Source organism: Scleromatobacter humisilvae, from assembly GCF_023231945.1.
Lineage (GTDB): Bacteria > Pseudomonadota > Gammaproteobacteria > Burkholderiales > Burkholderiaceae_C > Scleromatobacter > Scleromatobacter humisilvae.
In genome coordinates, this window is record NZ_JAJLJH010000001.1 from 1,416,718 (window position 1) to 1,443,692 (window position 26,975).

Genomic DNA, 26,975 nt, shown 5'->3' on the forward strand with positions numbered 1-26,975 from the left:
ACCTCAGAAGGAGCTCATTCATGCCCGACGTCTATCCGAAGGTGGACGCCCTCGACGGCCACGATCTCGTCGGCACTCGCCACCTCGTCGCGCCGCTCGAAAGCGCAGCGCTCTACAACGGACCGCCGTCCGAAGGTGCCGAGCTCAAGCCGACATCGGCGAACGGCACGCGCGTGAGCTGGGAATTCGACGAACCGATGCGAGGTGGCGTGTGGGTGCAATGCGCGTACGGACACAACGCCTTGAGGCTGTCGAGGCCCTTGCCGATGGCACCGACGATCTGCGTCGCGAAATACGGCAAGGAGCTGGCCCCCCAACCGCGGCACATCGACTTCAGCTGTCGCTGATCGCCCGAAAGCGCACGACCAGGCGATCGCAACGAGCGCGGCGCGTGTCCGCGCGCGTCGCCGCCCTACTTCCTCGCCAACACCGGCCCCAACGCAATCCCCGTATGCGTCCGCTTCGCCACCAGATGCTCCGGCGGCCCCTCGGCCACCAGTCGGCCGCCGGCCGAGCCGCCTTCCGGGCCCATGTCGATGACCCAGTCGGCCTCGGCGATGACGTCGAGGTCGTGCTCGATCACGACCACGCTGTGGCCGCCGTCGGTCAGGCGGTGCAGCACCTTGATCAGCTTGGCGACGTCGGCCATGTGCAGGCCCACCGTCGGCTCGTCGAGCACGTAGAGCGTGTGCGGCGCCTTCTGGCCGCGCCGCCCCACCTCGTCGCGCACCTTGCTCAGCTCGGTCACCAGCTTGATGCGCTGCGCCTCGCCGCCCGACAGCGTCGGCGACGGCTGGCCCAGCGTCAGGTACCCCAGGCCGACGTCCTGCAGCAGTTGCAGCGGATGCGCGATCGCCGGCATGCTGGCGAAGAACTCCACCGCCTCGTCGACTTCCATCTGCAGCACGTCGCCGATCGACTTGCCGCGCCAGGTGACGGCCAGCGTCGCCGGGTTGAAGCGCGCGCCGTGGCACCGGTCGCAGGGCACCTTCACGTCAGGCAGGAAGCTCATCTCGATCGTGCGCACGCCCTGGCCTTCGCAGCCCGGGCAGCGGCCGCCGTTGGCGCCGCCAGTGTTGAAGCTGAAGCGACCCGCCGCGTAGCCGCGCGCCTTGGCCTCCAGCGTCTCGGCGAACAGCTTGCGGATCGCGTCCCAGAAGCCGATGTAGGTGGCCGGGCACGAGCGCGGCGTCTTGCCGATCGGGGTCTGGTCGACCTCCAGCACGCGGTCGACCGAGTGCCAGCCCTCCACCGACTCGCAACCGGTGGGCGCCGTCTTGCCGCGGCTGCTCACCAGGTCGGCGACGCTGGCCAGCAGCACGTCGCGCGCGATCGTGCTCTTGCCCGAGCCGCTGACGCCGGTGATGGCCACCAGTCGCTGCAGCGGCACGCGCACCGGCATGCCCTGCAGGTTGTGCAGCTTGGCGCCGAAGATCGTGATGTGCGTGCTGGCACCGGCGTCGTCGGCCGCGAAGGCGACCTCGCGCCGCGGCTGCATCGGGTGCGTCTGCGGATGCGCGAGCGCGCGGCCGGTCACGGAGTCGGGATTGGCCGACAGGTCCGCCGCCGTACCTTCGGCCACCAGCCGGCCGCCGCGCTTGCCGGCGCCGGGGCCGATGTCGATCAGGTGGTCGGCGCGGCGGATGGTGTCCTCGTCGTGCTCCACCACCACCAGCGTGTTGCCCTGCGAGCCCAGGCGCGCGAGCGCGTCCAGCAGGATCTTGTTGTCGCGCGGATGCAGGCCGATGGTCGGCTCGTCCAGCACGTAGCAGACGCCCTGCAGGTTGGAGCCCAGCTGCGCCGCGAGGCGGATGCGCTGCGCCTCGCCGCCCGACAACGTCGGCGCGGCGCGATCCAGCGTCAGGTAGTTCAGGCCGACGTCCTCCAGGAACACGAGCCGGCTGCGGATCTCGCTGATGACGTCGCGCGCGATGTCCGCGTCGCGGCCGGACAGCCGCAGCGACTCGACCCACTTGCGCACGTCCGTCACGGCCCATTGCGCCACGTCGGTGATCGCCTGGTCCTCGAACTTGATCGCGCGCGGCGCGGGCGCCAGGCGCGCGCCGTGGCAGTCGGGGCAGGCGGCGTCGTGCAGTTCGGTCTCGTCGGGCTCCTTCGTGACGAAGGCCTGCTCGCGGCCGCGCTCGTTCTCGTCCAGCACCGAGTCATCGAAGGCCGCGCGCTGCTCGCGCGTCAGCGCCAGGCCGGTGCCGACGCAGCCCGGGCACCAGCCGTGCTTGCTGTTGTACGAGAACATGCGCGGATCGGGCTCGCCGTAGCTGGTGCCGCAGGTCGGGCACGCGCGCTTGGTCGAGAACACCTTGACCGTGCCGATGCCCAGCGTCGAATGGCCCAGCTCCATGGCCTCGGTGAGGCCGTCCAGCGGGGTCAACAGGTGCATCACGCCCTTGCCGGAATCGAGCGCCTTGGCCAGCAGCGCGCGCAGCTCGGCCTCGTTCTCCGGCGTGACGACGAGATCGCCCACCGGCAGCTCCAGCGCGTGCTCCTTGAAGCGATCCAGGCGCGGCCACGGATCGACCTTCATGAACTCGCCGTCGACGCGCAGGTGCGTGTGGCCGCGCGCCTTCGCCCACTTGGCGAGGTCGGTGTAGACGCCCTTGCGCGCCACCACCAGCGGCGCGAGCAGGCCCACGTGCTGGCCACGGTAGTCGCGCAGCAGCTGCGCGGCGATGCTCTCCACGCTCTGCGGCCGCACCGGGCTGCCGTCGTGGATGCAATGCTGCACGCCCAGCTTGACCCACAGCAGCCGCAGGAAGTGCCAAACCTCGGTCGTGGTCGCGACCGTGCTCTTGCGGCCGCCGCGCGACAGCCGCTGCTCGATGGCCACCGTCGGCGGGATGCCGTACACCGCGTCCACCTCGGGCCGTCCGGCCGGCTGCACGATGCTGCGCGCATAGGCGTTGAGCGATTCGAGATAGCGCCGCTGGCCCTCGTTGAACAGGATGTCGAACGCCAGCGTGCTCTTGCCGGAGCCGGACACTCCGGTGACGACCGTGAACTTGCCGCGCGGGATCGCGACGTCCATGCCCTTCAGGTTGTGCTCGCGCGCGTTGACGATGCGGATCGAGTTGTCCTCGGCGCTGCCTTCGACGGCGCGGCGCCGCTTGCTGACCAGCGATTGCAGGCTCGGCCCGTCCTTGCTGTCGTCGCGCTTGCCCTCGGCCTTGTAGCGCGCGTCCTCGACCGCCGCGTAGCGCGCGTGCTTTTCCTTCGCGACGTCGGACGCGGCGTAGCGCTCCAGGCCCAGCGTCTCTTCGTAGTCGCGCAGCGCGCGGCCCGTGTGCGAGCGCGTGTTGGCCTTGAGGTCCTCGGGCGTGCCGACGCCCACCAGCTCGCCGCCGCCCTCGCCGCCTTCCGGCCCGAGATCGACCAGCCAGTCGGCCGAGCGGATCACGTCCAGGTTGTGCTCGATGACGATGAGCGAGTGGCCGGCGTCCAGCAGCCGGCGCAGCGAGCGCATCAGCTTGGCGATGTCGTCGAAGTGCAGGCCCGTGGTCGGCTCGTCGAACAGGAACAGCGTGCCCTTCTTCGCGACGGCCTGCTGCGGCCCTTGCGCGGCCTCGGCGAGGAAGCCGGCCAGCTTCAGGCGCTGCGCCTCGCCGCCCGACAGCGTGGGCACCGGCTGTCCGAGCTTCACGTAGTCGAGGCCGACGTCGACGATGGGCTGCAGCCGGCGGATCACCTCGCGATCATCGGCAAACAGTTGGACGGCCTCACTGACGGTCAGCTCCAGCACGTCGGCGATCGAGAGCTGGCGGTCGCGCCGCACCAGGTGCGCGTCCAGCATCTCGGCGCGGAAGCGCTTGCCGTCGCAATCGGGGCAGCGCAGGTAGACGTCGGACAGGAACTGCATCTCGACGTGCTCGAAGCCGGAGCCACCGCAGGTCGGGCAGCGGCCGTCGCCCGCGTTGAACGAGAACATGCCCGCGCCGTAGTTGCGCTCGATGGCCACCGGCGTCGTGGCGAACAGCTTGCGGATCTCGTCGAACGCGCCGACGTAGCTCGCCGGATTCGAGCGCGCGGTCTTGCCGATCGGGCTCTGGTCGACGAACACGGCTTCCGAGAGCCAGTCCGCACCCAGCAGCGCCTCGTGCTTGCCGGGCGTCTCGGTCGGCTTGCCGAAGTGGCGTTCGAGCGCCGGGTACAGCACGTCCTGCATCAGCGTGCTCTTGCCCGACCCGCTGACGCCGGTCACGACCACCAGCCGCTGGAGCGGGAATTCCACCGTCACGTTGCGCAGGTTGTGCTCGGTGGCGCCCTGCACGATCAGCCGCGGCGTCGACTCGACGACCGCGCGGCGGATGCCCATGCCGACCTGCTTGCGCGCGCCGAGGTACGCGCCGGTGAGCGTGTCGGCCAGCTTCGCGCCTTCGGGCTCGCCGTCGAACACGATCTGGCCGCCGCGCTCGCCCGGGCCCGGGCCCATGTCGATCAGGCGGTCGGCCGCCAGCATCACGGCCGGGTCGTGCTCCACCACCACCAGCGTGTTGCCGGCGTCGCGCAGGCGCTGCATCGCCTCGACGATGCGGTGCATGTCGCGCGGGTGCAGGCCGATGGACGGCTCGTCCAGCACGAACAGCGTGTTGACCAGCGAGGTGCCGAGCGCCGTCGTCAGGTTGATGCGCTGCACCTCGCCGCCCGACAGCGTGCGGCTCTGGCGATCGAGCGTGAGGTAGCCGATGCCGACGTCGTTGAGGTATTTCAGCCGAGTGCAGATCTCGTCGAGCAGCAGCTTCAACGCCTCGTCGGGCAGGTGATCCGGCGTGTGTTGCTGGTCGAAGAATCGTCGAAGACGGGCGATCGACAGCAGCATCATGTCGTGCAGGCCCAGGCCCGGCAACGCTTCGAGCTGTTCGCGCGTCCAGTCGACGCCGTGCGGCATGTGGCGCAGTTCGGGCGGCAGCACCGAATCGGCCTGCTCCTTGGTGCCGACGCGCCAGAGCTGCGCCTCCAGCTTCAGGCGCGCACCGTCGCACGCGGGGCACTTCGTGTAGCTGCGGTACTTCGACAGCAGCACGCGGATGTGCATCTTGTAGGCCTTCGACTCGAGGTACTCGAAGAAGCGCTTGATGCCGTACCACTGCTTGTGCCAGTTGCCGTTCCAGTTCGGCGAACCCTCGATGACCCACTTGCGCTGCGCGTCGGTGAGCATGTTCCACGCGGTGTCGCGCGGGATGCCGGCGTCGCCGGCGTACTTCATCAGGTCGTCCTGCTGTTCCTTCCAGGCCGGCGTCTGGATCGTCTTGACCGCGCCGTTGCGCAGCGTCTTCTTCTCGTCCGGCACGACCAGGCCCCAGTCGACGCCGATCACGCGCCCGAAGCCGCGGCAGGTCTCGCAGGCGCCGAACGCCGAGTTGAACGAGAACAGCGCCGGCTGCGGATCGCCGTAGCGCAGGTCGCTCTCCGGGCAGTGCAGGCCGGTCGACCAGCGCCAGCGGATGCCCGGGTCCTCGGCCTCGGCGCTCTCGGGCAGCACGTCGACGTTGAGCCGGCCCTGGCCGCGCTTCAACGCGAGTTCGATGGCCTCGACCACGCGCACCTTCTCGACGTTGCCGACGCGGAAGCGATCGGCCACGACGTCGAGCAGCTTGCGCTCGCCCTTGTCGTCCTTGATCGTGCGCTCGCCATGCACGCGCGTGAAGCCGCTGGTGGACAGCCACTGCGTCACCTCCTCGGCCGTCGTGTTGGCCGGCAGCTCCACGGGGAACGTGACCGCCACGCGCGGGTCGCCCTGCGCGGCCGCGCGCTGCACCAGGTCGGCGTAGATCGTGTCGGCGTTGTCGTGGCGCACCGGCAGCGCGGTGACCTTGTCGAACAGCGCGGCCGCGCGGCCGAACAGCAGTTTCAGGTGGTCGTTGAGCTCGGTCATCGTGCCGACCGTCGAGCGCGAGCTGCGTACCGGGTTGGTCTGGTCGATGGCGATCGCGGGCGGCACGCCCTCCACGTGGTCGACGGCGGGACGGTCCATGCGATCCAGGAACTGCCGCGCATAGGCCGAGAAGGTCTCGACGTAGCGCCGCTGGCCTTCCGCGTACAGCGTGTCGAACACCAGGCTCGACTTGCCCGACCCGCTCGGACCCGTCACCACGGTCAGCTCGCCGGTGCGGATGTCGAGGTCGAGGTTCTTCAGGTTGTGCTGCCGCGCGCCGCGAATGCGGATGAGCCCGCTCATGAGAGTCCTTTGGAGGGTAGGCGGAAGATTCTAGGGGCGGGGCCTGCCAGCGCCTGTCATCTTTTTTTCGGCCTTGCGCGGCGTCGGATGTTGTTGAAATCCAGGGCACCGGCCCCATCTCTCGAACCAGTCGCAGGACAAGGCGACCGCCTTCGACCAGGGCTTGCTCGACGGCTGAGACTCACCTCACCAGCGGGCACCGACCGCGTGCGCAACCTGGGCGCCGGCCTCGTAGAACGCCTCGCGCAGCGGCTTCAGGCCGAAGGCCACCAGCGCGGCGTCGGGCAGCGACAGTCCTTCGACATCCCCCTCGCCCAGCACCAGCCGCGCCAGCTCGCGCCCGAACACCGTGCCCGGCGCGATGCCGCGGCCGTTGTAGCCGCTGAAGCTGACGACGTTGCGCGCCAGTTGGTGAAAGCGCGGCAGCGCGTCCGGCGTCGTGCCGATCCAGCCGTACCACTCGTGCTCGAAGCCGACGTCGCGCAGTTGTGGAAAGAGTTTCGCCAGCGCGCGCCGGCCCCAGCCGCGATGGATCGCGTGGCCCGGCCCGCGCAGCGCGCCGATGCTGCCGAACACCAGGCGCCCCGCCTCGTCGCGGCGAAACGAACTCAGGATGGCGCGCGTGTCCCAGGCGCCTTCGCGATGCGGCAGGATGGTCGCCGCGAGGCGATCCGGCAGCGGCGCCGTCGCCAGGTTGAAGTAGGGCATGCGCACGAGTTCGGTGGCGAGCGCCGGCCAGGGCCCATCCGGGCTGGTGCAGGCGTTCGTCGCGACGATGACCCAGCCGGCATCGACCTCGCCGCCGCCGCGAACCTTCAGGCGCCACCGCGATCCGAGATCCTCGACGCCGACGACCGGGCTGTCGCCATGCAGGCTCGCGCCCGCGCGCGCGGCCGCCCATGCGAGCCCGCGCACGTACGCGAGCGGCTGGATCGTGCCGGCGCGCAGGTCGAGCAAGGCGCCGGCGTAGGCCGACGTTCCGGTGCGGGCCGCGGTCTCCGCTGCGTCCAGCAGGCGCACCGGCGCACCCAGGCGATGCCATTGCGCCGCCCGTTCCCGCAATCCGGCCAAGCCGCGCGCGCCCACGGCGCAATGCAGCGTGCCATGCCGCACCGCCTCGCACGCGATGCGGTGCCGCGCGACGAGATCGAACACCACCGATGGCGCCTCGCCCAACGCCTGCAGCAAGCGTGCGCCGTGCGTCGCACCCAGCCGCTGCGACAACTGGTCGGGCATCACCCACAGCCCCGCGTTGACGAGCCCGACGTTGCGGCCCGACGCGCCGAAGCCGATGTCCGCCGCCTCCAGCACGGCGACCGAGCGCCCGGCTTCGGCGACGTGCAGCGCGGCCGACAGGCCGGTGAAGCCCGCGCCAACGACGGCGACGTCGACCGCGATCTGCCCGCGCAGCGGCGGCGTTTCCGGCGCCGGCGGCGCCGACATCTCCCACAGGCCGTGAGTCAAAGGATCGCCTTGCATTGGCGCATTCTGGCTGCGGTTCGCGATGCCCGCGGCGTTGTTTCGCTCGCCGCTTCGCGTCGAGCGTTCCTGCCCGCCCTGCCGCCCGCGACCACGCCCCCAGGAACGCCAGCCGCGCAAGCGGCTGGCAACAAGCGCCGCAGGCAAAGCCAGCAACAAGCTCAGACCCCGAAAAGCCCCCGCAGGTAAGGCGTCAAGAACCGCCCCGCCGGATCCATCGTCTCGCGCAGAGCGAGGAAATCGTCCCACCGCGGATAGAGCCGCGCCAGCTGCGAAGAACGAAGCGAATGCACCTTCCCCCAATGCGGCCGCCCGCCGTGATTCAGGCAGATCGCCTGCACCGCCTCGAAGTAGCCCTCGAACGGCATGCCCCGGTACTGGTGCACCGAGATGTGCACGCTGTCACGCCCATGATTCGGACTCAGCCAGATGTCGTCTCCCTTCACCCAGCGGTACTCCAGCGGAAACATCAGCGGGAATTCACGCCGGGCGATCAACGCCTTGATCTCGCGCAACGCATCGGCCCCGCGCGACGCGGGCACCGCCCACTCCATCTCGTTGAAGCGCACCGAGCGCACCGTCGACAGCATCGACCAGCTCGCGTCCACCTGCTCGCTGTGCGACAGCATCGAGGCGCAGAGACGGCTCAGCGGCGGACACCACGACGGCACCGCCTTGCCGATGTCGCAAAGCAGCCCGAACGCCGCGTTCTCCAGCAGCACGTCGCTGACCCAGCGGCCGAAGCCCATCTGGTCGACGGGCGCCTCGGTGGCGTTCCACTTCTTGGTCAGCACCGACTCGGTGTGCGGCAGCCAGTAGAACTCGAACGAGCGGTTGGCGGCGACAAGGGCGTCGGCCTGCGCGAGGCAGTCCTCGAGATCCATCCTGCCGCGCTCCAGCCGCAGCCGGAACGCGGGCACGAGGCGCAGGCTCACCTCGGTCAGCACGCCCAGGCTGCCGAGCCCGATGCGGCCGCCGTCGAACAGCTGCGGGTTCTCGGCGGGCGACGCGACGACCTCGCGGCCGTCGGCGGTGACGAACTTCAGCGCGGCGATCTGCGTGGCGAGGTTGCCGAATGCGGCGCCCGTGCCGTGCGTGCCGGTGCTGGTGGCGCCGGCGATCGACTGCACGTTGATGTCGCCGAGGTTCTCCATCGCCAGCCCGTGCTGGGCGAGCGCGGCGCCGAGCGCGTACAGGCGGGTGCCGGCCTGCACGCGCGCGATGTTGGTCGTCGCATCGACAACGATGACGCCCTGCAGCTTGTCCAGCGACACGATGACGCCGTCGCTCGCCACCAGCGGGCTGAACGAGTGGCCCGCGCCGACCATGCGCACGGGCGTGCCGTCACGCGCGGCGTCGGCCAGCAGCTGCGCCAGCTGCGCGGCGCTGTCCGGCGTGACGACCGGCGTGCGCGGACACTCGACATACCCCGACCAGTTCTTCCACATTCGCGGCTATCCCGTTCAGAAGAAACACTTGCCGTCGCCGCGATAGGTGGCGACCTTGTCGACCACCGCCCCGCCCTCGATCAGCAGCAACTCGTTGAAGCGTTCGCACAGCTCGCCGGCCTTCGCGTGCCGGAACAGCAGCGGATCACCCGGCTCCAGCGCGACGCCCGCGGGCACGCGCACCGGCGTCTGCACCTCGCCCGCGCCTTCGGTCGCGACCAGCGCGCAGCCTGCCGGCAGCCAGGGCCGCGGCATGCGGTCGGCGCCGCCCGGGCCCGACGCCGGATAGCCGCCGCCCGCGCAGGTGACGATGCCCGGCGCGGGCGAGCGCGTCACGGCCACCGCGAAGCCGGCGGCAGGCCGGCCGCGGAACGCGCGGTAGTGGTCGAACAGCGTGGGCACGTAGAGGCCCGATCCGGCGGCAAGCTCGGTGACGCTCGAATCCTCGCGCGTGCTCTCGAAGCTGCCGGTGCCGCCGCCGTTGACGAAGCGCAGCGCGTGGCCGGCCGCGGCCAGCGCGGCGACCGTCGCGCGGCGGCGTTCGTTGATCTCGGGAATCGAGCGTCGCTTGAGCAGCCGGATCACCGCGTTCTTCGCGCCCTGGCCGGGCACCTCGTCCATCAGGCCGGCGATCTGGCTCTCGTAGCCCATCAGGCCGTCGAGCCGCAGCGACGGATGGCGCGCGATCTCGGCGGCCAGCGCGACGGCCGCGTCGGGCCCGTCGACCGGCGAGCGCAAGACGCCGAAGTGCAGGCCCGGGAAGTCGGACGACATGTCGAGGTCGATCGCCAGCGGCTGCACGACACCGCGCTCGCTCGCGACAGCCGCGATGCGCCGCACCTGCGCCGCGCTGTCCACCATCAGCGTGATGCGCCAGCCCGCGCGCACCTGCGCGGCGACGGCGCGCAGGTCCTCGGGCTCGACCGACGGATAGGCCACCAGCAGGTCGTCGAAGCCCAGCGACGCGAGCCACGCGGCCTCGGCCGGCGAATAGCACATCAGGCCGCGGAACGGCGCGCCGCTGGCGAGCACGCGGCGCAGGATCGCGACGCATCGGACCGACTTCGTGACGAGACGGATCGGCAAGTGCGCCGCCCGCGCGCGCAGGTCGGCCAGGTTCGCGTCCAGCGCGTCGAGGTCGACGAAGGCGGCCGGCAGGCGCTGCCCGGCGAGCGCGTGCTTGTAGAAATCGTAGTCGGCGACGGTCATGTTCGGTGGGCCTCGAGCGTGGCCACCAGCATGGCCTTGTGGCGCGCGATCAGCTGCTCGCGCAGCGGCGACTCGAGCGCCAGCGCGAGGCGCGCGGCCGCGCCGGTGACCTCGGAGACGAGCAGCGCGAGCGGATAGACGGTCTCGCGATCGTCGCGCCCGAGGATGCGTTGCAGCGGCATCACGAGGAATTCGGCGGTGCTGCGCGTGTCCTCCAGGTCCAGCTCGCGCAGGCCGTGGTCGCTCTGCGCGCCGGCCCACACGGCGAGCGCGTCGGGCTGGTCGCGGTAGTGCGCGAAGTAGGCGTCGACCAGGCGCTCGACGGACTCGGCCACCGGCGGCGCGTCGTCGAACTCGGCGAGCAGGCGCCGCACCTCGTCCTGCAGCAGCAGCCGCACGCGCGCCAGGTTGCGCTTGGCGAGCTCGCGGATGATGTGCGCCTTGGACGGAAAGTACTGGTAGATCGAGCTGATCTGCACGTCCGCGCGGCGCGCGACCTCGCGCATCGCCAGCGCCTCCGCGCCCTGCTCCACGACGAGCGCCAGCGCCACGTCGAGGATGGTCTCGACGCGGTGCCGGCTGCGCTCCTGGCGCGGCTGGCGGCCGGCTTCTCCGGCAGTGCTTCGCGCCGGCGAGGACAGGGATTCGGGCGGGTTCGTCATCATTGACAAATGAGCATTGATCACATCATATTGTGATCAATGCTCACTTTCAACCCCCTGCCATGACGGACGCCGCCAGCAACCGCCCCGACCTGCCGCTGGCCGCGCTGCTGCGGCTCGCCTGCGCCTACGCGGTGGCGACGAACGGCACGATCCTGATGCCGCTGATCGTGGGCGCGCTGATGCGCCGCTTCGGCGCCGGCGAAGACGCGGCCACCGGTTTCGCGGCCCTCGAGATCGCCGGCATCGCCATCAGCTGCGCCGTCTTTCCGCGCTGGATCGCGCGCGTGCCGCGCCGGCTCGCCTGGATCGCGATGATCGGCACGCTGCTCGCGCAGGCCGCGGGCGCGTGGATGCCGACACTCGCGGCGGTGGGCGGCGCGCGGCTCGTCACGGGCCTGTTCGAGGGCGTGCTGTTCGTCGTGGTCGCGGCCAGCCTGTCCAACCGCGCCGCGGCCGAGCGCGCGTGGGGCGTGATCATCCTGGTCTCGGGCGTGATCGACTGCGCGCTGCTGGTCGCGGCCTACGCGATGCCGCCCGGCTTCGTGAGCCAGTGGCTGTTCGTCGTCTTCGCCGCGGCGTTCGCGCTGATCGCCTGGCCGTCGGCGGCCGCCGGGGCCGATGCGGTCCAGCCCGCGGCCGCGAGCGCCGGCAGCCCGGCCAGGCCCCGGATCCGCTGGGGCGTGCTGCTGCCGATCTGGGGCGTGATGATCCTCGTCTACAGCGTGCTGTCCGCGCAATGGGCGCTGGCCGACGTCGTCGGCCACCGGATCGGCCTGCCGCCCGAGCGCATCGGGCCGCTGCTGGCGCTGGTGTCGCTGCTGGGCACCGTCGGCGCGCTCGCGGCGTCGCACCGGCGCAGCCACGAGCTGCGGCTGCCCATCCTGTGGGCCGCGCAGCTGCTGATGGGCGGCGCCGCGCTGTGGTTCTTCCTCGTGCACGGCGCGGCCGACTTCTTCGCCGCGCAGCTGTTCGTTTCGTTCGCGTACTACGCCGTCACGCCCTTCCTGACGTCGCGCATCTCCAGCCTCGACGCGGACGGCTCGCTGCTGTCACGCAGCATCGTCGTCACGTTCGTCGCCGCCTTCATCGGCACGGCACTGGCGGGCACGATGCTGACGCAGCTGGGCGGCCTCGGCTGCGGACTGGCGCTGGGCGCGTGCGCGGTGCTGGCGATGCCGTTCACGTGGAAGGCGTTCGGGGGTGGGCGCGCGGTCACCTAGCGTCCATCGCGCCAAGCGGGCACGTCGCGAGGCTGCCCAGGGCGCCTCGTCAACAGCCATCCGGCGCGGGACTATGATCCTTCGTACCCGGCGCCGCGAGAGAACGACAGATGCCACACGTTCCGCACATCGACCTGGCGTGCCAGATGATCGCCGCGGCGTTTTCGCTGGTCAGCTTCACGCGGCGCGGGATGTTGCCCTTGCGGGCCTTCGCCATCGGCAGCAACGTCTTCTTCGTGGCCTACGCCGTGATGGATGCGGTGTGGCCGGTCGCGATCCTCCACGGCTGCCTGCTGCCGCTGAACATCGTCCGCCTGGTCGACATCCGCCGGCTCACGGCGGAGATCAGGAAGGCGCAGTCGGTGTCGGAGATCGCGCCGCGGCTCCTGCCGCACATGACGCGCGTCCGGCACGCGGCCGGCGAGTTGCTGTTCCGCAAAGGCGACGCGGCGGACTCGATGATCTACGTCGCGAGCGGTCGCCTGCGGATCGACGGCCTGCCGATCGAGCTCGGTCCGGGGGATCTCATCGGAGAGATCGGCCTCTTCACCCCGGAGCGCAAGCGCACGCAGACGCTCGTCTGCGAGACCGATTGCGAGCTCTATCGCATGACCGACGAGATGCTGTTCCAGCTTTTCCATCAGGACCCCAGCCTCGGCTTCTACTTCATGCGCCTCGTCGTTGGCCGACTGCAGCGCGACATAGAGAACGCGACGGTGCAACGCGCCACCGATGCACGCGCCGCCTGAGGCTGGCGCGCAAGGCGAGCGGCCCCTGGCTCCAGGAACCTACTTCTTGGCTGCCGCGGAGGCCGCCGGTGCTGGCGCCGCTGCCGACGCGTCGTCCCTGGCCCAGGTTCCCTTGTCGGCCAGGCAGGCCTTCTTGGTCTTGCCCATGTCCATGCTGCCGTCGGCCTGCTTGCAGTGATGCGTCTGGCGCGCGCCGGTGCCCTTGGCGGGCGCGGAGGCCGACGATGCGGCAAAGGCCTGGGTGCCGCAGCCCAGGGAGGCGGCAACGAGAGCGATGCGGAGCAGCTTGCTGGAAGTCATCTTGGATCCTTTGGCGGGTGACGGGATTTGATCGGATGCGTGGACAGCGGACGATGGGCCGCCGGCGGCGAGTATGGCAGGCGCACCTTGCGATCGCCTTGATGCGGCGCCGTTGCCGCGCGATGTCCGCTTCGGGCGCGACACGGCGTCCTGGAAGGTGAGGACGCACGGCATCCCGCCGACGCGAATCCTCCCGACACGCTTCCAGGAGATTCGCCATGAACACCGTCCGCATCGCCGATTTCGCCGCTCCCGCCGCTGCCCCGGCGATCGTCCCCGCGCCGGCCGCCGTCGTCGCCACCCCGCGCCATCGCCCGTCGGCGGACAACGACAGCCGCTTCGACCGGCGTGGCCTCGAGCCGTGGCTCGAGACCCCGTCCGTGGCCCGCCGCGCGCTGTCCGCACTGCTGGCCGCGACCGCCTGCGGCGCCGTGTTCGCCGGCGTGCTCGCGCTGTTCGTGCACGCCGGCGCGTGACGGCTGCTCAGCCCGCGGCGGGCGCCGCGCGCGACATGATGGCCAGCGGCCGTCCCTCGTTGTCCTCGATGAAGGCCATCCACTCCTCGGTGCCGTCGGCGTGTCGATGGATCATGTGCGGCGCGTGCGTGAACTCGATGCCGCGCGCCGCGAGCGACGCCTGCGCCGTGCGCACGTCGTCGACCAGGAAATAGAGGATGGACTGCGACGCCGCGGCCTCGCCCTCGGACAGGAACAGGCGCACGCCGCCGCAGTCGAAGAACGCGAGATTGCCGAACGAGTAGAGATGCGCCAGGCCCAGCACGTCGCCGTACCAGGCGCGCGCCGCGGCGATGTCGCGCACCGTGCGCGCGATCTGGCCGAGGGCTCCGAGCTTGACTTCCTGTGCCATCGAATGCTCCTTGTTGAACAAGTGGCTGTCGCGACGAACGCCGTTCCAGCGGCGCAGCTCGTGACGGCCGGACAGGCCCAGCTTGGCCAGCGCGTTGGCGACGTGGAACTTCACGGCATCCAGGCTGACGCCCTGGCGCCGCGCGATCTCGCGATTGCGCAGGCCGTGCCGCACCGCCTCGACGACGCGCCATTCGGCCGGCGTCAGGACATCCGGATGCGCGGGACGACCGCGCTCGCGTGCGTGAGGCATGGCGCCAGCTTAGCGCGACCGGGCGCGATTTTCCCTACCCGAGAGCGCGCCGACTCAGGACGGCTGCAGCATCACGAACAGCCGCTCGAACAGCGCGTCGATGCGCGCATCGTCGACCGCCAGCAGGCGATCGCCGACATAGATCTCCGTGACGCTGCGGCCCGGCACGTCGACGTTGCGCACGTTGTCGAACAGCCAGGCGGCCGCGTCCTCGGCCAGCGCGTCGCGCGCCTGCATCACGGCGTCGGCCGGCGCGTCGAAGTGCAGGTGCAGCAGGTTGGCCTGCGGCACCTCCGGGTTGACGCGCAGGCGCGGATGGCGGCGCAGCGCCGACGCGAACGACAGCGCACGCCGGTACAGCGCCGGCATCAGCGCGATGCGCTCGTCGAAGCGCATCGCCGCGGCGGCCACCATCGGGCTCATGTGATACAGCGTGCCGCCCATGCGGCTGCGCCACAGCCGCGCGTTGGCGACGAAGGCCTCGTCGCCGGCCAGCATCGCGCCGGCGAAGGCGCCGATGCCCTTGTACAGCGACACGTAGACCGAGGCGAAGCCCGCGGCGATCTCGGCGTAGCTCTTGTCGTAGAACGCCGCGCTCTCCCACAGCCGCGCGCCGTCCATGTGCAGCACGACGCCGCGCGCGCGGGCCGCGGCCTTCAGCGCCTCGAGCTCGTCCCAGCTCGGCAACTGGCCACCGGCCTCGCGGATCGGCAGTTCGACGATCGCGCACGCGAGCGGCTGCGCGACGGCCTCGAGATCGGCCGCGGTCATCGGCCGCAGCCGATCGCCGACGGGCACGCCGTGCAGCCGCATCAGCGCGGCGAAGGCCTGCTCCTCGTGGTGCGCGAGGTGCGAGGTCGGATGCATGCCGAAGCGCGGCAGGCGCGCCGACTCCGTCCAGATCCGGATCGCGGCAAGCTGCGCCATCACGCCGCTGGGCATGAAGGTGGCGGCCGGCTTGCCGAGCAAGTCGGCGATCCTGCGCTCGAAGCCCTCGACCAGCTCGCCCTTGCCGTAGGTGTCGTGCGCGACGTCGTTGGCCGCGCACCAGTCGGCGAGCTGGCGGAACTCGCCGGCGGCGTCGGGGATGTCGAAGCCGGGGACGATCAGCGGGCAGCGCTTGCGCAGCGCCTGGCGTTGTTCGGGCGTGAGCGCCATGTCAGTGTCCTGCGAGGAAATCGTCGACCCAGGCGAAGTGCTCGGGCGTGTTGAGCGCGGGGGCGTGGCCGCAGCCGGGCACGGTGACCAGCGTCGCGCGCGGGCCGCGCTCGGTCATCTGCCGCGCGACGTCGGGCTCGAGCAGGTCGGAGTCGACGCCGCGCAGCACCAGCACGGGAATCGCGAGGCGATCCCACGCGTCCCACTGGTCGTAGTCGCGCGGATGGTGGACGAACTGCTGCACCATCGCCGGATCGTAGTGCGGCGTCACCCGGCCGTCGGGCAGGCGGCGCGTGGATGACTCGACGAGGCGCCGCCACTGCACGTCGGTGATCGCGCCGTACGGCTTGTAGACGGTGCGGAAGTAGGCCTCGAGCTCGCCGACGGTATCGAAGGCCGGCGGGCTGCCCGCGTAGTTGCGGATGCGCTCGACGGCCGACGCCGCGACCTCCGGGCCGATGTCGTTGAGCACCAGCTTGCCGATGCGGCCCAGCAGCGATGCCGCGGCCGCGCGCAGGCCGAGGGCGCCGCCCATCGACGTGCCGAGCCAGTGCACGCGCTGCAGGCCGAGGTGGTCGAGCAGCGCCGTCGCAAGTCGTTCGTAGTGTGCGAAGCAGTACTCGCGCTCCGGCGCGCGGCTCCATTGCGAGAGGCCGCGGCCGATGGTGTCGGGGCAGATCACGCGATACCGCTGCGCGAGGTGGGCGGCGATGTCGTCCATGTCGCGGCCGGTGCGCGCGAGGCCGTGCCAGGCGACCACCGTGTCGGCGTGGCCGGCGCCCCATTCCATGTAGTGCAACTCGGTGCCGAGCACGGTGGCGTAGTTCGAGGTCGGGATCATCGCTTGCTCTCGGAGTCGGCCGTCGAGGCCATGGCGGCGACGATATCGCAATCGCCACCGGTTTCACGCAGGTACGCCGTTACGATCGGCGTCGTCGTCCTTCTCGCGCCAGGTGATCCATGTCCACGTTCGATTTCTCGCCGCTGCCCGTGCCCGCCTCCATCGGCGGCGAGTCGCCGTTCTGGCATCCGGGCGAGCAGGCGCTCTACTGGGTCGACATCCCCGGCCACAAGCTCAACCGCTTCGCGACCACCACGCAAAGGCATGACCAGTGGTCGTTTCCCGCCGAGGTCGCGAGCATCGCGCCGCGGCCCGACGGCGGCGTGCTGATGGCGCGGCGCGACGGCCTGTTCCACTTCGAACCGGCCAGCGGCGAGAGCCATCGCATCCTGCCTGCGCCCTACGACACGAAGAAGCTGCGCTTCAACGACGGCAAGGCCGACCCGCAGGGCCGCTTCTGGGTCGGCACCATCCACGACGAGCGCCTGCCCAAGGGCTCGCTCTATTGCCTGACGCCGCACAGCCTCGACCGCATCGTCGACGAGGTCGCCAACAGCAATGGCCTGGGCTGGAGCCCGGACGGCCACACGATGTACTGGACGGACACCAAGCTCAGCACCATCTTCGCGTTCGACTTCGACCCGCAGGGCGGCAACCTGTCGCGCCGGCGCGTGTTCGCGAGCTTCCCGCCCAAGCAGGACGGCCAGGCGCTCGAGACCTACGGCGGCCGGCCCGACGGCGGCGCCGTCGACATCGAAGGCTGCTACTGGGCGGCGTGCTTCGAGGGCCAGCGCCTCGCGCGCTTCGCGCCCGACGGCACGCTGCTGCAGTCGGTGCCGCTGCCGGTGCGCTGCCCCACCATGCCCTGCTTCGGCGGCGACGACCTGCGCACGCTGTACGTGACGACGTCGCGCGAGAAGCGGCCCGATGCCGAGCTGGCCGCGCAGCCGTGGGCCGGCCAGGTGCTGCATTGCCGTGTCGACGTGCCGGGGCTGCCGGTCAACTTCGCGGACGTCTGACGCGTCAGCGCTTCTTCGCCGCGTCCAGCCAGGGCGCGAGCGAGACGCGCCAGAGGTTCTGGTTGCCGTTGTCCCACGCGGCGATGCGCGCGAGGTCGGCCTCGGCCTGCGTCGCGCTTCGCGGGTAGTGGACGGGCGTCTGCCGATCGCTCGTGAAGTAGAGCGTGCGGCCGTCGGGCGCGAGGCGTGACTCGTTGCTGTCGTTGCCCTCGAGGTTGACCGGCGCGCCCAGATCGATCGCCTGGCCCCAGCCCGCCCCGTCGCGGAACGCGATGTAGAGGCGCTCGTGCTCGTCGGTGTCCGGATGCTTCGCGCTGAAGACGATGAAGGACTCATCGGGCGCGACGGCCGGGTCGACCTGCTGCATCGCCGGGTCGCCCAGCACTTGCAGCACGGGCGCCTGCCACGTGCCGTCGCGGCATTGCGCGCGCCACAGCTTGAACGGCCCCTTGCCGCCGACGCGGTCCATGAAGTACAGGCTGCCGTCGCCCGCCACGCTCGGGCCCCAGATGCTCGCGCCGCGATTGACGACCGCGGGCAGGTGCACCGGCTCGCCCCAGGCGTCGCCACGGCGCTCGACGCGCCACAGGTTGCCGCCCGGATGCTTCGCGTCGCCGTCGGCCAGCGGGCGGTTGGAGACGAAGACCAGCGCCGAACCGTCGGGCGCGAAGGTGGGCTGCGCGTCCATCCAGCGGCCGGAGAACGGCGCGATGCGCGGTGTCGACCAGCCGGTCGCCGTCCTGCCCGAGATCATGATCGCGCCGTCGCGCGAGAACACCAGCGTGGCGCCGTCGGGCGTGAACGCGGCGTCGGCGTCGCTCGACGGCCCGGAGACCACGCCCGGCGCGAAGATCTCGGGCGTCTCGGCGGCGGTGGCGGCGACGGCCCACGCGCACAGCGCGCAGGCGACGAATCGTTGGGCGGATGTCATCAGGGCCTCCTCGTGAGACGCGCATCCTCGGGCCGCGGGCCCGCACGCCGCAGCACGATTGCGACGAAGCGCGGGAAGCCGGCCGCGAACGACGCTGTCGAGCACGCGAGCGGACGTCGCGCCGGCCGCACTACACTGCGGCATCGACCGGCGCGCTGCGCCGTTGCCTGTCCGTGCCGTCACGATCGAGCAACAAACCCGCAGGGTCGCGCGCGCAGACTGCCGCGTCGCGACGCCACCGGCCGCACAACGACATTCACGGAGTAGACATGCGCTTGAAGACCTGGGCCGCCTCCCTCGCGGTGGCACTGACCTTGCCGTTCCTGCACGGCTGCGGCAACGATGACGCGCAGAAGGGCGACGTGCGCATCATCAACGCGACGAGCGAATACGCCTCGCTGGATCTGTACAAGCAGAACAGCGACGGCAGCGACGAGCTGGTGGTCGGCGGCACTGCCTCGAACACGGCCAGCGCCTACACGGCCATCGATCGCGGCAGCTACACCTTCGACATCAAGGGCTCGACCAGCGCCGGTGCCGCCATCCCCGTGCCGGGGACCATCGCCAAGACGGATCACTACTCGATCGTCACCTACCTGACCGGCACGACGACGAAGGCGCAGTTCCTCACCGACGAGGACACCGACCCCGCGTCCGGCAACGCCAAGCTGCGCGTCTTCAACGCCGCCACCAGCGAGGCGGCGAGCGTCGACGTCTACCTGATCAGCGGCGACTGCACCTCGCTGGCCGTCACCGACACCGCGTTCGCATCCGCCGTCACCGGGCTGCAGACGACCTACACGCAGGTCACCGCACCGTCGTCGACCGGCTCGACCTGGAACGTGTGCGTCTTCGCGGCGGGCGACACGTCCACGCTGCTGCTGGAGATCACCGGCCTCAAGCTGAAGGACCAGGAGATCGCGACGCTGATCCTGACCCACACCGCGGGCGGCGTGCTCCTCAACGGTTCCGTGCTCGACCAGCAGGGGGCCTACACGGCCTATGCCAGCGCGATCGCGCGGGTGCGCGTGGTGGCCGACGGCGACTCGCCGGTGACGGTGACGCTCGGGTCGACCGACCTCGCCACGGCCGCGCCCTCGCCGTCCGTCGGCGATTACGTGACGGTGCCCATCGGCGCCTTCAGCCCCACCATCACGGTCGGAAGCGGCACCGTGTCGGGCGTGACGCTGCCCGCCATCGCCGCCGGCAGCGACTACACGCTGCTCGTCACGGGCACCTCGTCGAATCCGACCGCGGCGTTGATCTCCGACAACAACACGCCGTCGACGAATGCCACGAACACGGTGAAGGTGCGCGTGGTCAACGGGCTGAACACCACCAACCCGAGCTCGGTCTCGGCGACCGTGGACGGCAAGTCGGTCGGCACGGCGGCGTTCCAGGCCGCGTCGACCTACACCAACATCCCGCCTTCCAGCGGAACATCGGACGTCCATGCCATCATCACGGGCGCCACGCCCGCCGACCTGATCGACAAGACGTTCTCCGCGGGCGGCGTGTACACGATCTTCATCTACGGCACGCTGGCGGCGCCGGTGATCGCCCAGGTCCAGGATCGCTGACACGCACGCTCCCACCGCAGCGAGGTAAGCCATGTCCGACGCCCACATCCGACTCGAACCCACCGATGCCGCCGGCGTCGCCACGCTGCGCATCTCCAACCCGGGCAAGATGAACGCGCTGAGCCTCGCGATGTGGCGCGAGCTGCGCGCGGTGTTCGACGCGCTGCAGCACGACGAGACGCCGCCGCGCGTGATCGTCGTGCGCGGCGCCGACCGCGAATTCGTCGCCGGCGCGGACATCGAGGAGTTCCCGCAGTTCCGCTTCGAGCCCGAGTCGCTCGCCGCGTACCACGAGGACATCGTCGCCCCTGCGTTGCGCGCGATGCTCGATTGCGACGTGCCGCTGGTCGCGCACATCGAGGGCGCGTGCATCGGCGGCGGCCTCGAGATCGCCGCCTGTTGCGACCTGCGGCTGTGCGAGCCGACGAGTCGCTTCGGCGTGCCGATCGCGCGGCTCGGCTTTCCGATGGCGCCGGCCGAGGTCGAGATCGTCTCGCACATCGTCGGCCAGACGCTGCTGCGCGAGCTGCTGATCGAGTCGCGGCTGATGGGCGCGGCCGAGGCGCACGAACGCGGCGTCGTCACGCGGGTGGTCGACGTCGACAAGCTCGAGGCCGAGGTGCAGCGCGTCGCGGCGCACATCGCCGGCCTGTCGCCGCAGGCCATGCGGCTGAACAAGCGCGTGCTGCGGGCGTTCGCGCGGCCCACGTTCAGCGAGCCCGAGGATCGCGCGGCGCACTACGCGTACGCCGACTCCGACGAGCACCGCGAAGGCCTGGCCGCATTCATCGAAAAGCGCCCGGCGAAGTTCTGAGCGGCACAATCGCGTCTGTCGGCCCCCGGGCCGCAACAAGAACGACGAGACATGCCCGACAACGCGAACCTCTACGCCCAGCTGCGCGCGCACTTCCCCGAACGCCTGGACGACACCGCGATCGAGACCGCCGACGCGCCGGCCCACGACGGCCATCCGTTCGCGCCGCTGCACTACACGTGGCGCGACCTCGAGCGCGGCAGCGCGCGCATCGCCAACCTGTTCGCCGACCTCGCGCTGCCCGCCGGCGCGCACGTGCTGGTGCATGCCGACAAGTCGGTCGAGGCGGTGATGCTGTACCTGGCCACGCTGCGGGCGGGTCTGGTCTACGTGCCGCTCAACGGCGCCTACCAGGCGAGCGAGGTCGAGTACTTCGTCGAGAACGCGCAGCCCGCGCTGGTGGTGTGCGCGCCGCGCAACTTCGCCTGGATCAGCCGCATCGCGTTCGCGCGCGGCACGCGCACGGTGCTGACGCTGGGCGACGATCGCTCGGGCAGCCTGCTCGAGCGCGCCGCGCAGATGGGCGACGAATTCGACACCGTGCCGCGCGCGGCAGGCGACGTCGCCGCCATCATCTACACCAGCGGCACCACCGGCCGCAGCAAGGGCGCGCAGCTGACGCACGGCAACCTGTTCGCGAACGCCGACACGCTGCACCGGTTCTGGCAATGGCGCGAAGGATCCGACAGGGACGTCCTCATCCACGCGCTGCCGATCTTCCACATCCACGGCCTGTTCGTGGCGCTGCACGGCGCGCTGCGCGCCGGTGCGCGCCTGATCTGGTTCCACCACTTCAACCCGCTCGCCACGATCGCGCGCCTGCCCGACGCGACGATGTTCATGGGCGTGCCCACGCTGTATGTGCGCATGCTCGCGCAGCCCGCGTTGAACGCCGAGGCGTGCCGGACGATGCGGCTGTTCGTCAGCGGCTCGGCGCCGCTGCTGGCCGACACCTTCGCCGCCTGGCGCGAGCGCACCGGCCACACGATCCTCGAGCGCTACGGCATGAGCGAGACGGCGATGATCACCTCCAACCCGTATCGCCCGGAGAGCGCGCGCCTGCCCGGCACCGTCGGCCCCGCGCTGCCCGGCGTGCGCATCCGCGTGCACGGCGACCAGGGCCGCGCCTGCGCCACCGGCGAGATCGGCGGCATCGAGGTGCAGGGGCCCAGCGTGTTCGCCGGCTACTGGCAGATGCCCGAGAAGACGCGCGAGGAATTTACCGCCGACGGCTGGTTCCGCACCGGCGACGTCGGGCATGTCGACGCGAACGGCGTCCTGACGCTGATCGGGCGCAGCAAGGACCTGATCATCAGCGGCGGCTTCAACGTCTACCCGGCCGAGATCGAGGGCCGCATCAACGACCTGCCCGGCATCGCCGAATCGGCCGTCGTCGGCGTGCCGCATCCGGACTTCGGCGAGGCCGTCGTCGCCGTGGTCGTGGCGCGCTCGGGGGCGACGCCGGTGCCGGCGGACGTCATCGCGGAACTGCGCTCGACGATCGCCCATTTCAAGGTGCCCAAGCACGTGCGCGTCGTCGATGCGCTGCCGCGCAACGCGATGGGCAAGGTGCAGAAGAAGCTGCTGCGCGAAGAGCTCGCGGCGTTGTTCGAATGAGCGACACGCTGGCCGCCGGCCATCGCGCGACGACCTGCCCGCGCTGCGGTGGCCCGTTCGCATGCGGCGTCGGCGCCGATCGTGCGACGCCGTGCTTCTGCGTGGCGTACAAGCTGGGCGCCGAGCGGCTCGCGGAGCTGCGCGCGACGTGGTCGGACTGCCTGTGCGCCGGCTGCCTCGCCGCGCTCGCCGACCATCCGGAGACGCCCGCATGACGTCGACGTTGCAGCCGGTCACGGCCCTCACGCTGGACCTCGACGACACGCTATGGCCCGTGCGCCCGACGCTCATCGCCGCCGAGAAGGTGCTGGCCGAGTGGCTGCGCGCGAACGCGCCTTCGACCGCGCAGAACACGCCGCCCGCGGCGATGCTCGCGCTGCGCGCCGAGGTCGCGGCCGAACATCCGCACTGGGCGCACGACCTGAGCGCGATCCGCCTCGAGACGATCCGCCGCGCGCTGCGCAAGCACGGCGACGACCCGGCGCTGGCCGAGCTCGCGTTCGACGTGTTCTTCGAGGCGCGCCATGCCGTTACGCTCTACGACGACGTGCTGCCGGGCCTCGAGCGCCTGGCCTCGCGCTATCCGCTGATCGCGGTCAGCAACGGCAACGCCGAGCTGCATCGCGTCGGCCTCGAGCGTTTCTTCGCGGGATCGGTGTCGGCGCGGCTGCACGGCGTGGCCAAGCCGGATCCGTCGATCTTCCAGGCCGCCTGCGCGGCCGCGAAGGCGCCGCCGCACCGGGTGCTGCACCTGGGCGACGACCTCGACACCGACGTCGCCGGCGCGCTCGCCGCCGGCCTGCACGCGGGCTGGATCTGCCGGCCCGACGGCGCGCACGCGGACGCGGCGCCGCGCGCGGGCGCGCATCGCTTCGCGACGCTGCTCGACGTCGCCGACGCACTGGGCGTCTAGAAACGAAACAGCCGGCGCGAAGCCGGCTGGTGCGGGGTGTGCGAGCGCCTTATTGCTGCTGGGGCACGGCGCCGTTGTCGTTCTGCGTCTGGTCGGGCGGCGCGGCGATGCGCGGCTGGCCGCCACCCTGGATGGCGCCCGGCGTCGGGTTGAACGCGGCGCGGCCCATGGGCGGCTGCGGCACGCCCATGCGGCCCTGGAAGCCGCCGCGTCCGCCCATCGCCGGCGGCTGGCCGACGTGCTGCGCGTTCTCGACCTGCGTCGGCGCGCCCTGCACCTGCACGTTCTGCAATTGCGCGGGATCGGGCTGCGACGTGGCGGGCGCGAGCGTGCCCGTCTCGGCCGCTGCGGGCTCGGGCAGTTGCAGCGTGAAGGCGGTCGGGCCGCCCGCCGGGCCGAACTCCGCGCCGCGCTTGCTGACCGCGAGCAGGGACGTGTTGCCGTCGACCGTGGCGCCGACGCGCCAGGTACGCGCGGGCTGGCCGTCGAGCGAGATCAGCGCGAAGCCGCCCTGCGTGACGCCCGGCGGCGCGATCACGCCCACCAGCTGGAAGCGTTCGCTCTCCGGATGCTGCACGGGCTGCGCGGCGATGGGCACCACGACGGCGCCGAACAGCCGCTCCATCGGCCCATTGGCCGTCACCGCCTGCGGCGCCTGCGCCCCAACGGGCACGGGCCGCGTGGCGGCGAAGATCTTGATACCCCAGAAGGCGGTGCTAGCCGCCACCAGGGCCCAGATGAAAAAGCCAGTCCAGCGGGAACTCATGCGCGGATTATGATTCAAGACTTGCTGGAATCGGCCCACCGGAATCTTTCATGAATCAAGCCCTCATCGCACGGCGCTCTTCGCGCGGCTTCACGCTGCTCGAACTGATGGTCGTGATCGTCATCATCGGCGTGCTGGCCGCGCTGATCGCGCCGAAGATCCTGAACCGGGTCGGCGAGGCCAAGCAGACGGCGGCCAAGGCGGACATCTCCAACCTGATGAACGCGCTGAAGATGTACAAGCTCGACAACGGGCGCTACCCGAGCCAGGACCAGGGCCTCGCGGCGCTGGCGGCCAAGCCCACCAGCGGCACGATCCCGAACAACTGGAAGAGCTATCTCGACAAGCTGCCCGACGATCCGTGGCACAACCCCTACCAGTACGCCAACCCGGGCGTGCACGGAGAAATCGATGTATTCAGCTTCGGCGCCGACGGGCAGCTCGGTGGTGAAGGCGACGACGCGGACATCGGCTCCTGGCAGTAGGCCGCGCCGCGCCGCGGCCGGCTTCACGCTGCTCGAGCTGATGGTGGTCGTGCTGATCGTGGCCGTGTCCACCGGCCTGGTCTCGCTGTCGCTGCGCGACCGCTCGCAGAGCAGGCTCGAGGAGGAAGGCGCGCGCCTGTCCGCGCTGCTCGAGAGCGCCCGCACGCAGTCGCGCATCGTCGGCACCGACGTGCGCTGGGCGCCTCTGACCACCGGCGGCTTCGAGTTCATCGGCCTGCCCGCGATCGCGACGAAGGAACTGCCGTCGCGCTGGCTCGACTCGGGCACCACCGCCACGGTCGTCGGCGGCCCGCAGCTGCGCCTCGGCCCCGAGCCGCTGCTACCGGCGCAGCGCGTCGTGCTGCACCTGGGCGAGCGCGAGATCGCCGTCGGCACCGACGGGCTGTCGCCGTTCCAGATCGTCGACGCCAGCGCCACGGTGGCCGCGCAATGAATCGCCGCGGCGGTTTCACGCTGATCGAGGTGATGGTGGCGCTGGCCATCGTCGCCATCGCGCTGGCCGCGGGCTCGCGCGCGGCGAGCTCCGTCGTCGGCACGTCGCAGCGGCTCAACGACGTCGTGCTCGCCCAGTGGTGCGCGGACAACCAGCTGACCGAGCTGCGCATGCAGGGCCAGCTGCCCGCGGTGGGCAAGACGACGTTCAACTGCATGCAGCTCGGTCGCACGTTCCAGGGCACGCTGAAGGTGCAGCCCACGCCCAACCCGAGCTTTCGCCGTGTCGACGCGATCGTCGCCAACGACGAAGGCCGCGAGATGGTGACCATCTCGACGGTGATGTCGCACTGATGGCCGCGCCCGCGCATTCCCGCCGCTCGTCGGGCTTCACGCTCGTCGAGGTGATGGTCGCCCTGCTGATCATGGCGATCCTGGCCGCGCTCGCCTTCCGCGGCATCGATGCGCTGGTGCGCGCCAAGGACTCGGCGCTGGCGGCCACCGACAGCACGCTGCGCCTGAACACCGGCCTGTCGCAGTTCGACTACGACATCGCGCAGGTGGTCGACAGCAAGGTGCTGCCGCAGGCGCTGATGTGGGACGGCGCGACGCTGCGCTTCGCGCGACGCACGCCCGACGGCGTCCAGCTGGTCGTGTGGACGGTGCAGGACCGGCGCTGGCAGCGCTGGGCCAGCGGCCCGACCACGCACATGTCCGACCTCACCGACGCCTGGATGCGCAGCCAGCAGTGGGGCGCGATCAGCGGCAACGCGGTGACGGTGCTGAAGGACGTCGACTCGTTCAACTTCATCGTCTGCAACCCGAACACCATCGCGACCGCCGGCTGCAGCTGGAACAATGCCGGCTCGACGCAGGGCATCGTGACCAGCGGCGCCGCCTTCGTGCCGCCGAGCGGCGTGCGCATCACGCTGAAGCTGCCCGATGGCGACCTGGTGCGCGAACGGGAGCTGCCGCGATGGGCCACATGAGGACGCGCGGCCGGCAGTCGGGCGCGGCCTTGCTGCTCGCGCTGCTGATCATGACGCTAGTGGCCACGCTCGCGGCGGGCATGGTGTGGCTGCAATGGCGCGGCATCGAGGTCGAGGCCGCCGAGCGCGCGCGCACGCAGGCCGAGTGGCTGCTCAACGCGTCGCTGGACTGGGGCAACCTGATCCTGAAGTCGTCGATCCGCAACAGCTATACCGACGACGACCTCGGCCAGCCGTGGGCCACGCCGCTGGCCGAGACCAAGCTGTCGAGCTTCCTGTCGGCCGACGGCAACCATCAGGACGACTCCGGCCCCGAGGCCTACCTGTCGGGCCAGATCACCGACGCGCAATCGAAGTACAACCTGTTCAACCTCGTCAACAGCGACGCCGCCGGCAAGAACACCGAGATCCAGCGACTGCAGATCCTGTTCTCGGCGATCGGCGTGTCGCCGGACGTCGCCGCCACGATCGCCGCCGGGCTGCGCGCCAGCTATTCGGCGCAGCAGCTGCAGAAGGACCAGTCGGGCCAGGCCGACGCCACCAACGCCGTCGTGATGCCCATCGAAGTGGCCGACCTGGCCTGGTACGGCGTCGATCCGAAGGTGGTCAAGACCATCGAGCCGTTCGTCCAGATCCTGCCGTTCACGGGCACGGCGCCGGTGCCGATCAACGCCAACACCGCGCCGGCGGAGGTGCTCATGGCCGGCTGTCCCGGCATGACCCGGGCGCAGGCCGAGCAGGTGATCCTGCAGCGGCGGCAGAAGCCCTTCGACGATCCGGCCAAGGTCACCGCCAACATCGGCATGCCGGTCGCGACGGCGTGCGGCGGCGGTGCCGACAACCCCGGGCCCAAGGTCCTCTACTCGGTCAAGTCGCAATACTTCGAGATCTTCGGCCAGCTGCGCTACGAGCAGCACGTGATCCGCGAGCGCTCGGTCGTGTACCGCAAGGATCAATTCTCGGTCCAGGTGCTGCGTCGCGAGCGGGTGCCACCCGACCCCGTCGCCGCCGCTGCCCCCGCATGATC

26 protein-coding genes are annotated in these 26,975 nt (G+C 70.9%); 15 read left to right on the forward strand and 11 right to left on the reverse strand.

The features are described from left to right. The first annotated feature begins 20 nt into the window (after positions 1 to 20). Positions 21 to 347, forward strand: a complete 327-nt coding sequence (locus LPC04_RS06820; RefSeq protein WP_275681422.1) for an STY0301 family protein — start codon at positions 21 to 23, stop codon at positions 345 to 347. A gap of 65 nt (positions 348 to 412) precedes the next feature. Here the strand turns inward: LPC04_RS06820 and uvrA are convergent, their stop codons facing one another. The 5 genes from uvrA to LPC04_RS06845 all read right to left on the reverse strand — a co-directional run bounded on the left by uvrA (position 413) and on the right by LPC04_RS06845 (position 10,991). Beyond that, complete coding sequence (gene uvrA / locus LPC04_RS06825) at positions 413 to 6,193, reverse strand: excinuclease ABC subunit UvrA (protein WP_275681423.1); 5,781 nt, start codon at positions 6,191 to 6,193, stop codon at positions 413 to 415. Positions 6,194 to 6,379: 186 nt separating this feature from the next. After that, on the reverse strand, positions 6,380 to 7,672 hold the full coding sequence (locus LPC04_RS06830) for an NAD(P)/FAD-dependent oxidoreductase (protein ID WP_275681424.1): 1,293 nt from the start codon (positions 7,670 to 7,672) through the stop codon (positions 6,380 to 6,382). A 161-nt stretch (positions 7,673 to 7,833) separates the two neighbouring features. After that, positions 7,834 to 9,120, reverse strand: coding sequence for a D-arabinono-1,4-lactone oxidase (locus LPC04_RS06835; protein ID WP_275681425.1), 1,287 nt, complete (start codon positions 9,118 to 9,120; stop codon positions 7,834 to 7,836). Positions 9,121 to 9,135: 15 nt separating this feature from the next. After that, positions 9,136 to 10,329 (reverse strand): amino acid deaminase/aldolase, encoded by a 1,194-nt coding sequence (locus LPC04_RS06840; protein WP_275681426.1) that lies wholly within the window; start codon positions 10,327 to 10,329, stop codon positions 9,136 to 9,138. Next, a complete protein-coding gene (locus LPC04_RS06845; protein WP_275681427.1) occupies positions 10,326 to 10,991 on the reverse strand; it encodes a TetR/AcrR family transcriptional regulator in 666 nt (221 codons plus the stop codon). The genes LPC04_RS06840 and LPC04_RS06845 overlap by 4 nt, the downstream gene beginning before the upstream one ends. A 62-nt stretch (positions 10,992 to 11,053) precedes the next feature. Here LPC04_RS06845 and LPC04_RS06850 point away from each other — a divergent pair, with 62 nt between their 5' ends. Both LPC04_RS06850 and LPC04_RS06855 read left to right on the forward strand, forming a co-directional pair. Further along, the gene (locus LPC04_RS06850; RefSeq protein ID WP_275681428.1) at positions 11,054 to 12,214 is read left to right on the forward strand and encodes an MFS transporter; all 1,161 of its coding nucleotides are present in this window, start codon (positions 11,054 to 11,056) and stop codon (positions 12,212 to 12,214) included. A gap of 146 nt (positions 12,215 to 12,360) precedes the next feature. Next, a complete protein-coding gene (locus LPC04_RS06855) occupies positions 12,361 to 12,963 on the forward strand; it encodes a Crp/Fnr family transcriptional regulator (RefSeq protein ID WP_275681429.1) in 603 nt (200 codons plus the stop codon). Between the two features lie 39 nt (positions 12,964 to 13,002). Here the strand turns inward: LPC04_RS06855 and LPC04_RS06860 are convergent, their stop codons facing one another. Further along, positions 13,003 to 13,263, reverse strand: coding sequence for a hypothetical protein (locus LPC04_RS06860; RefSeq protein ID WP_275681430.1), 261 nt, complete (start codon positions 13,261 to 13,263; stop codon positions 13,003 to 13,005). Positions 13,264 to 13,481: 218 nt separating this feature from the next. On the opposite strand from LPC04_RS06860, the gene LPC04_RS06865 reads away from it, so the two are divergent. Beyond that, a complete protein-coding gene (locus LPC04_RS06865) occupies positions 13,482 to 13,739 on the forward strand; it encodes a hypothetical protein (protein ID WP_275681431.1) in 258 nt (85 codons plus the stop codon). Between the two features lie 7 nt (positions 13,740 to 13,746). Here the strand turns inward: LPC04_RS06865 and LPC04_RS06870 are convergent, their stop codons facing one another. The 3 genes from LPC04_RS06870 to LPC04_RS06880 are packed head-to-tail and all read right to left on the reverse strand — an operon-like array spanning position 13,747 to position 16,381. Further along, the gene (locus LPC04_RS06870) at positions 13,747 to 14,382 is read right to left on the reverse strand and encodes a LuxR C-terminal-related transcriptional regulator (protein WP_275681432.1); all 636 of its coding nucleotides are present in this window, start codon (positions 14,380 to 14,382) and stop codon (positions 13,747 to 13,749) included. Between the two features lie 54 nt (positions 14,383 to 14,436). Continuing rightward, entirely contained in the window at positions 14,437 to 15,540 is a 1,104-nt protein-coding gene (locus tag LPC04_RS06875) for a threonine aldolase family protein (protein WP_275681433.1), read from the reverse strand. A 1-nt stretch (position 15,541) separates the two neighbouring features. Continuing rightward, positions 15,542 to 16,381, reverse strand: coding sequence for an alpha/beta fold hydrolase (locus LPC04_RS06880; RefSeq protein WP_275681434.1), 840 nt, complete (start codon positions 16,379 to 16,381; stop codon positions 15,542 to 15,544). Positions 16,382 to 16,500: 119 nt separating this feature from the next. Between LPC04_RS06880 and LPC04_RS06885 the strand changes: the two genes are divergently transcribed. Beyond that, a complete protein-coding gene (locus tag LPC04_RS06885; RefSeq protein ID WP_275681435.1) occupies positions 16,501 to 17,400 on the forward strand; it encodes an SMP-30/gluconolactonase/LRE family protein in 900 nt (299 codons plus the stop codon). Positions 17,401 to 17,404: 4 nt separating this feature from the next. On the opposite strand, the gene LPC04_RS06890 is transcribed toward LPC04_RS06885, so the two are convergent. Then, a complete protein-coding gene (locus LPC04_RS06890; protein WP_275681436.1) occupies positions 17,405 to 18,331 on the reverse strand; it encodes a TolB family protein in 927 nt (308 codons plus the stop codon). Between the two features lie 269 nt (positions 18,332 to 18,600). Between LPC04_RS06890 and LPC04_RS06895 the strand changes: the two genes are divergently transcribed. The 5 genes from LPC04_RS06895 to LPC04_RS06915 are packed head-to-tail and all read left to right on the forward strand — an operon-like array spanning position 18,601 to position 23,255. Continuing rightward, on the forward strand, positions 18,601 to 19,911 hold the full coding sequence (locus LPC04_RS06895; protein ID WP_275681437.1) for a DUF4397 domain-containing protein: 1,311 nt from the start codon (positions 18,601 to 18,603) through the stop codon (positions 19,909 to 19,911). A 31-nt stretch (positions 19,912 to 19,942) separates the two neighbouring features. Then, positions 19,943 to 20,725 (forward strand): enoyl-CoA hydratase/isomerase family protein, encoded by a 783-nt coding sequence (locus LPC04_RS06900; protein WP_275681438.1) that lies wholly within the window; start codon positions 19,943 to 19,945, stop codon positions 20,723 to 20,725. Positions 20,726 to 20,776: 51 nt separating this feature from the next. Further along, the gene (locus LPC04_RS06905; protein ID WP_275681439.1) at positions 20,777 to 22,342 is read left to right on the forward strand and encodes a malonate--CoA ligase; all 1,566 of its coding nucleotides are present in this window, start codon (positions 20,777 to 20,779) and stop codon (positions 22,340 to 22,342) included. Beyond that, on the forward strand, positions 22,339 to 22,557 hold the full coding sequence (locus LPC04_RS06910; RefSeq protein ID WP_275681440.1) for a cysteine-rich CWC family protein: 219 nt from the start codon (positions 22,339 to 22,341) through the stop codon (positions 22,555 to 22,557). Before LPC04_RS06905 ends, LPC04_RS06910 begins: the two co-directional genes overlap by 4 nt. Beyond that, positions 22,554 to 23,255 (forward strand): HAD-IA family hydrolase, encoded by a 702-nt coding sequence (locus tag LPC04_RS06915; protein WP_275681441.1) that lies wholly within the window; start codon positions 22,554 to 22,556, stop codon positions 23,253 to 23,255. Before LPC04_RS06910 ends, LPC04_RS06915 begins: the two co-directional genes overlap by 4 nt. Before the next feature lie 49 nt (positions 23,256 to 23,304). On the opposite strand, the gene LPC04_RS06920 is transcribed toward LPC04_RS06915, so the two are convergent. Next, positions 23,305 to 24,021 (reverse strand): hypothetical protein, encoded by a 717-nt coding sequence (locus tag LPC04_RS06920; protein WP_275681442.1) that lies wholly within the window; start codon positions 24,019 to 24,021, stop codon positions 23,305 to 23,307. A gap of 50 nt (positions 24,022 to 24,071) precedes the next feature. On the opposite strand from LPC04_RS06920, the gene gspG reads away from it, so the two are divergent. Genes gspG through gspK form a run of 5 tightly spaced genes read left to right on the forward strand, consistent with a single transcriptional unit; the run spans position 24,072 to position 26,973 of the window. Then, positions 24,072 to 24,506, forward strand: a complete 435-nt coding sequence (gene gspG / locus LPC04_RS06925) for a type II secretion system major pseudopilin GspG (protein WP_275681443.1) — start codon at positions 24,072 to 24,074, stop codon at positions 24,504 to 24,506. Further along, positions 24,433 to 24,960: a pilus assembly FimT family protein gene (locus LPC04_RS06930; RefSeq protein WP_275681444.1), complete on the forward strand. Its 528-nt coding sequence runs from the start codon at positions 24,433 to 24,435 to the stop codon at positions 24,958 to 24,960. The genes gspG and LPC04_RS06930 overlap by 74 nt, the downstream gene beginning before the upstream one ends. Next, positions 24,957 to 25,313: a type II secretion system minor pseudopilin GspI gene (gene gspI / locus LPC04_RS06935; protein ID WP_275681445.1), complete on the forward strand. Its 357-nt coding sequence runs from the start codon at positions 24,957 to 24,959 to the stop codon at positions 25,311 to 25,313. Before LPC04_RS06930 ends, gspI begins: the two co-directional genes overlap by 4 nt. Further along, complete coding sequence (locus LPC04_RS06940; RefSeq protein ID WP_275681446.1) at positions 25,313 to 25,948, forward strand: PulJ/GspJ family protein; 636 nt, start codon at positions 25,313 to 25,315, stop codon at positions 25,946 to 25,948. The genes gspI and LPC04_RS06940 overlap by 1 nt, the downstream gene beginning before the upstream one ends. Continuing rightward, positions 25,936 to 26,973, forward strand: a complete 1,038-nt coding sequence (gene gspK / locus LPC04_RS06945; protein WP_275681447.1) for a type II secretion system minor pseudopilin GspK — start codon at positions 25,936 to 25,938, stop codon at positions 26,971 to 26,973. Before LPC04_RS06940 ends, gspK begins: the two co-directional genes overlap by 13 nt. Positions 26,974 to 26,975: the final 2 nt, after the last annotated feature.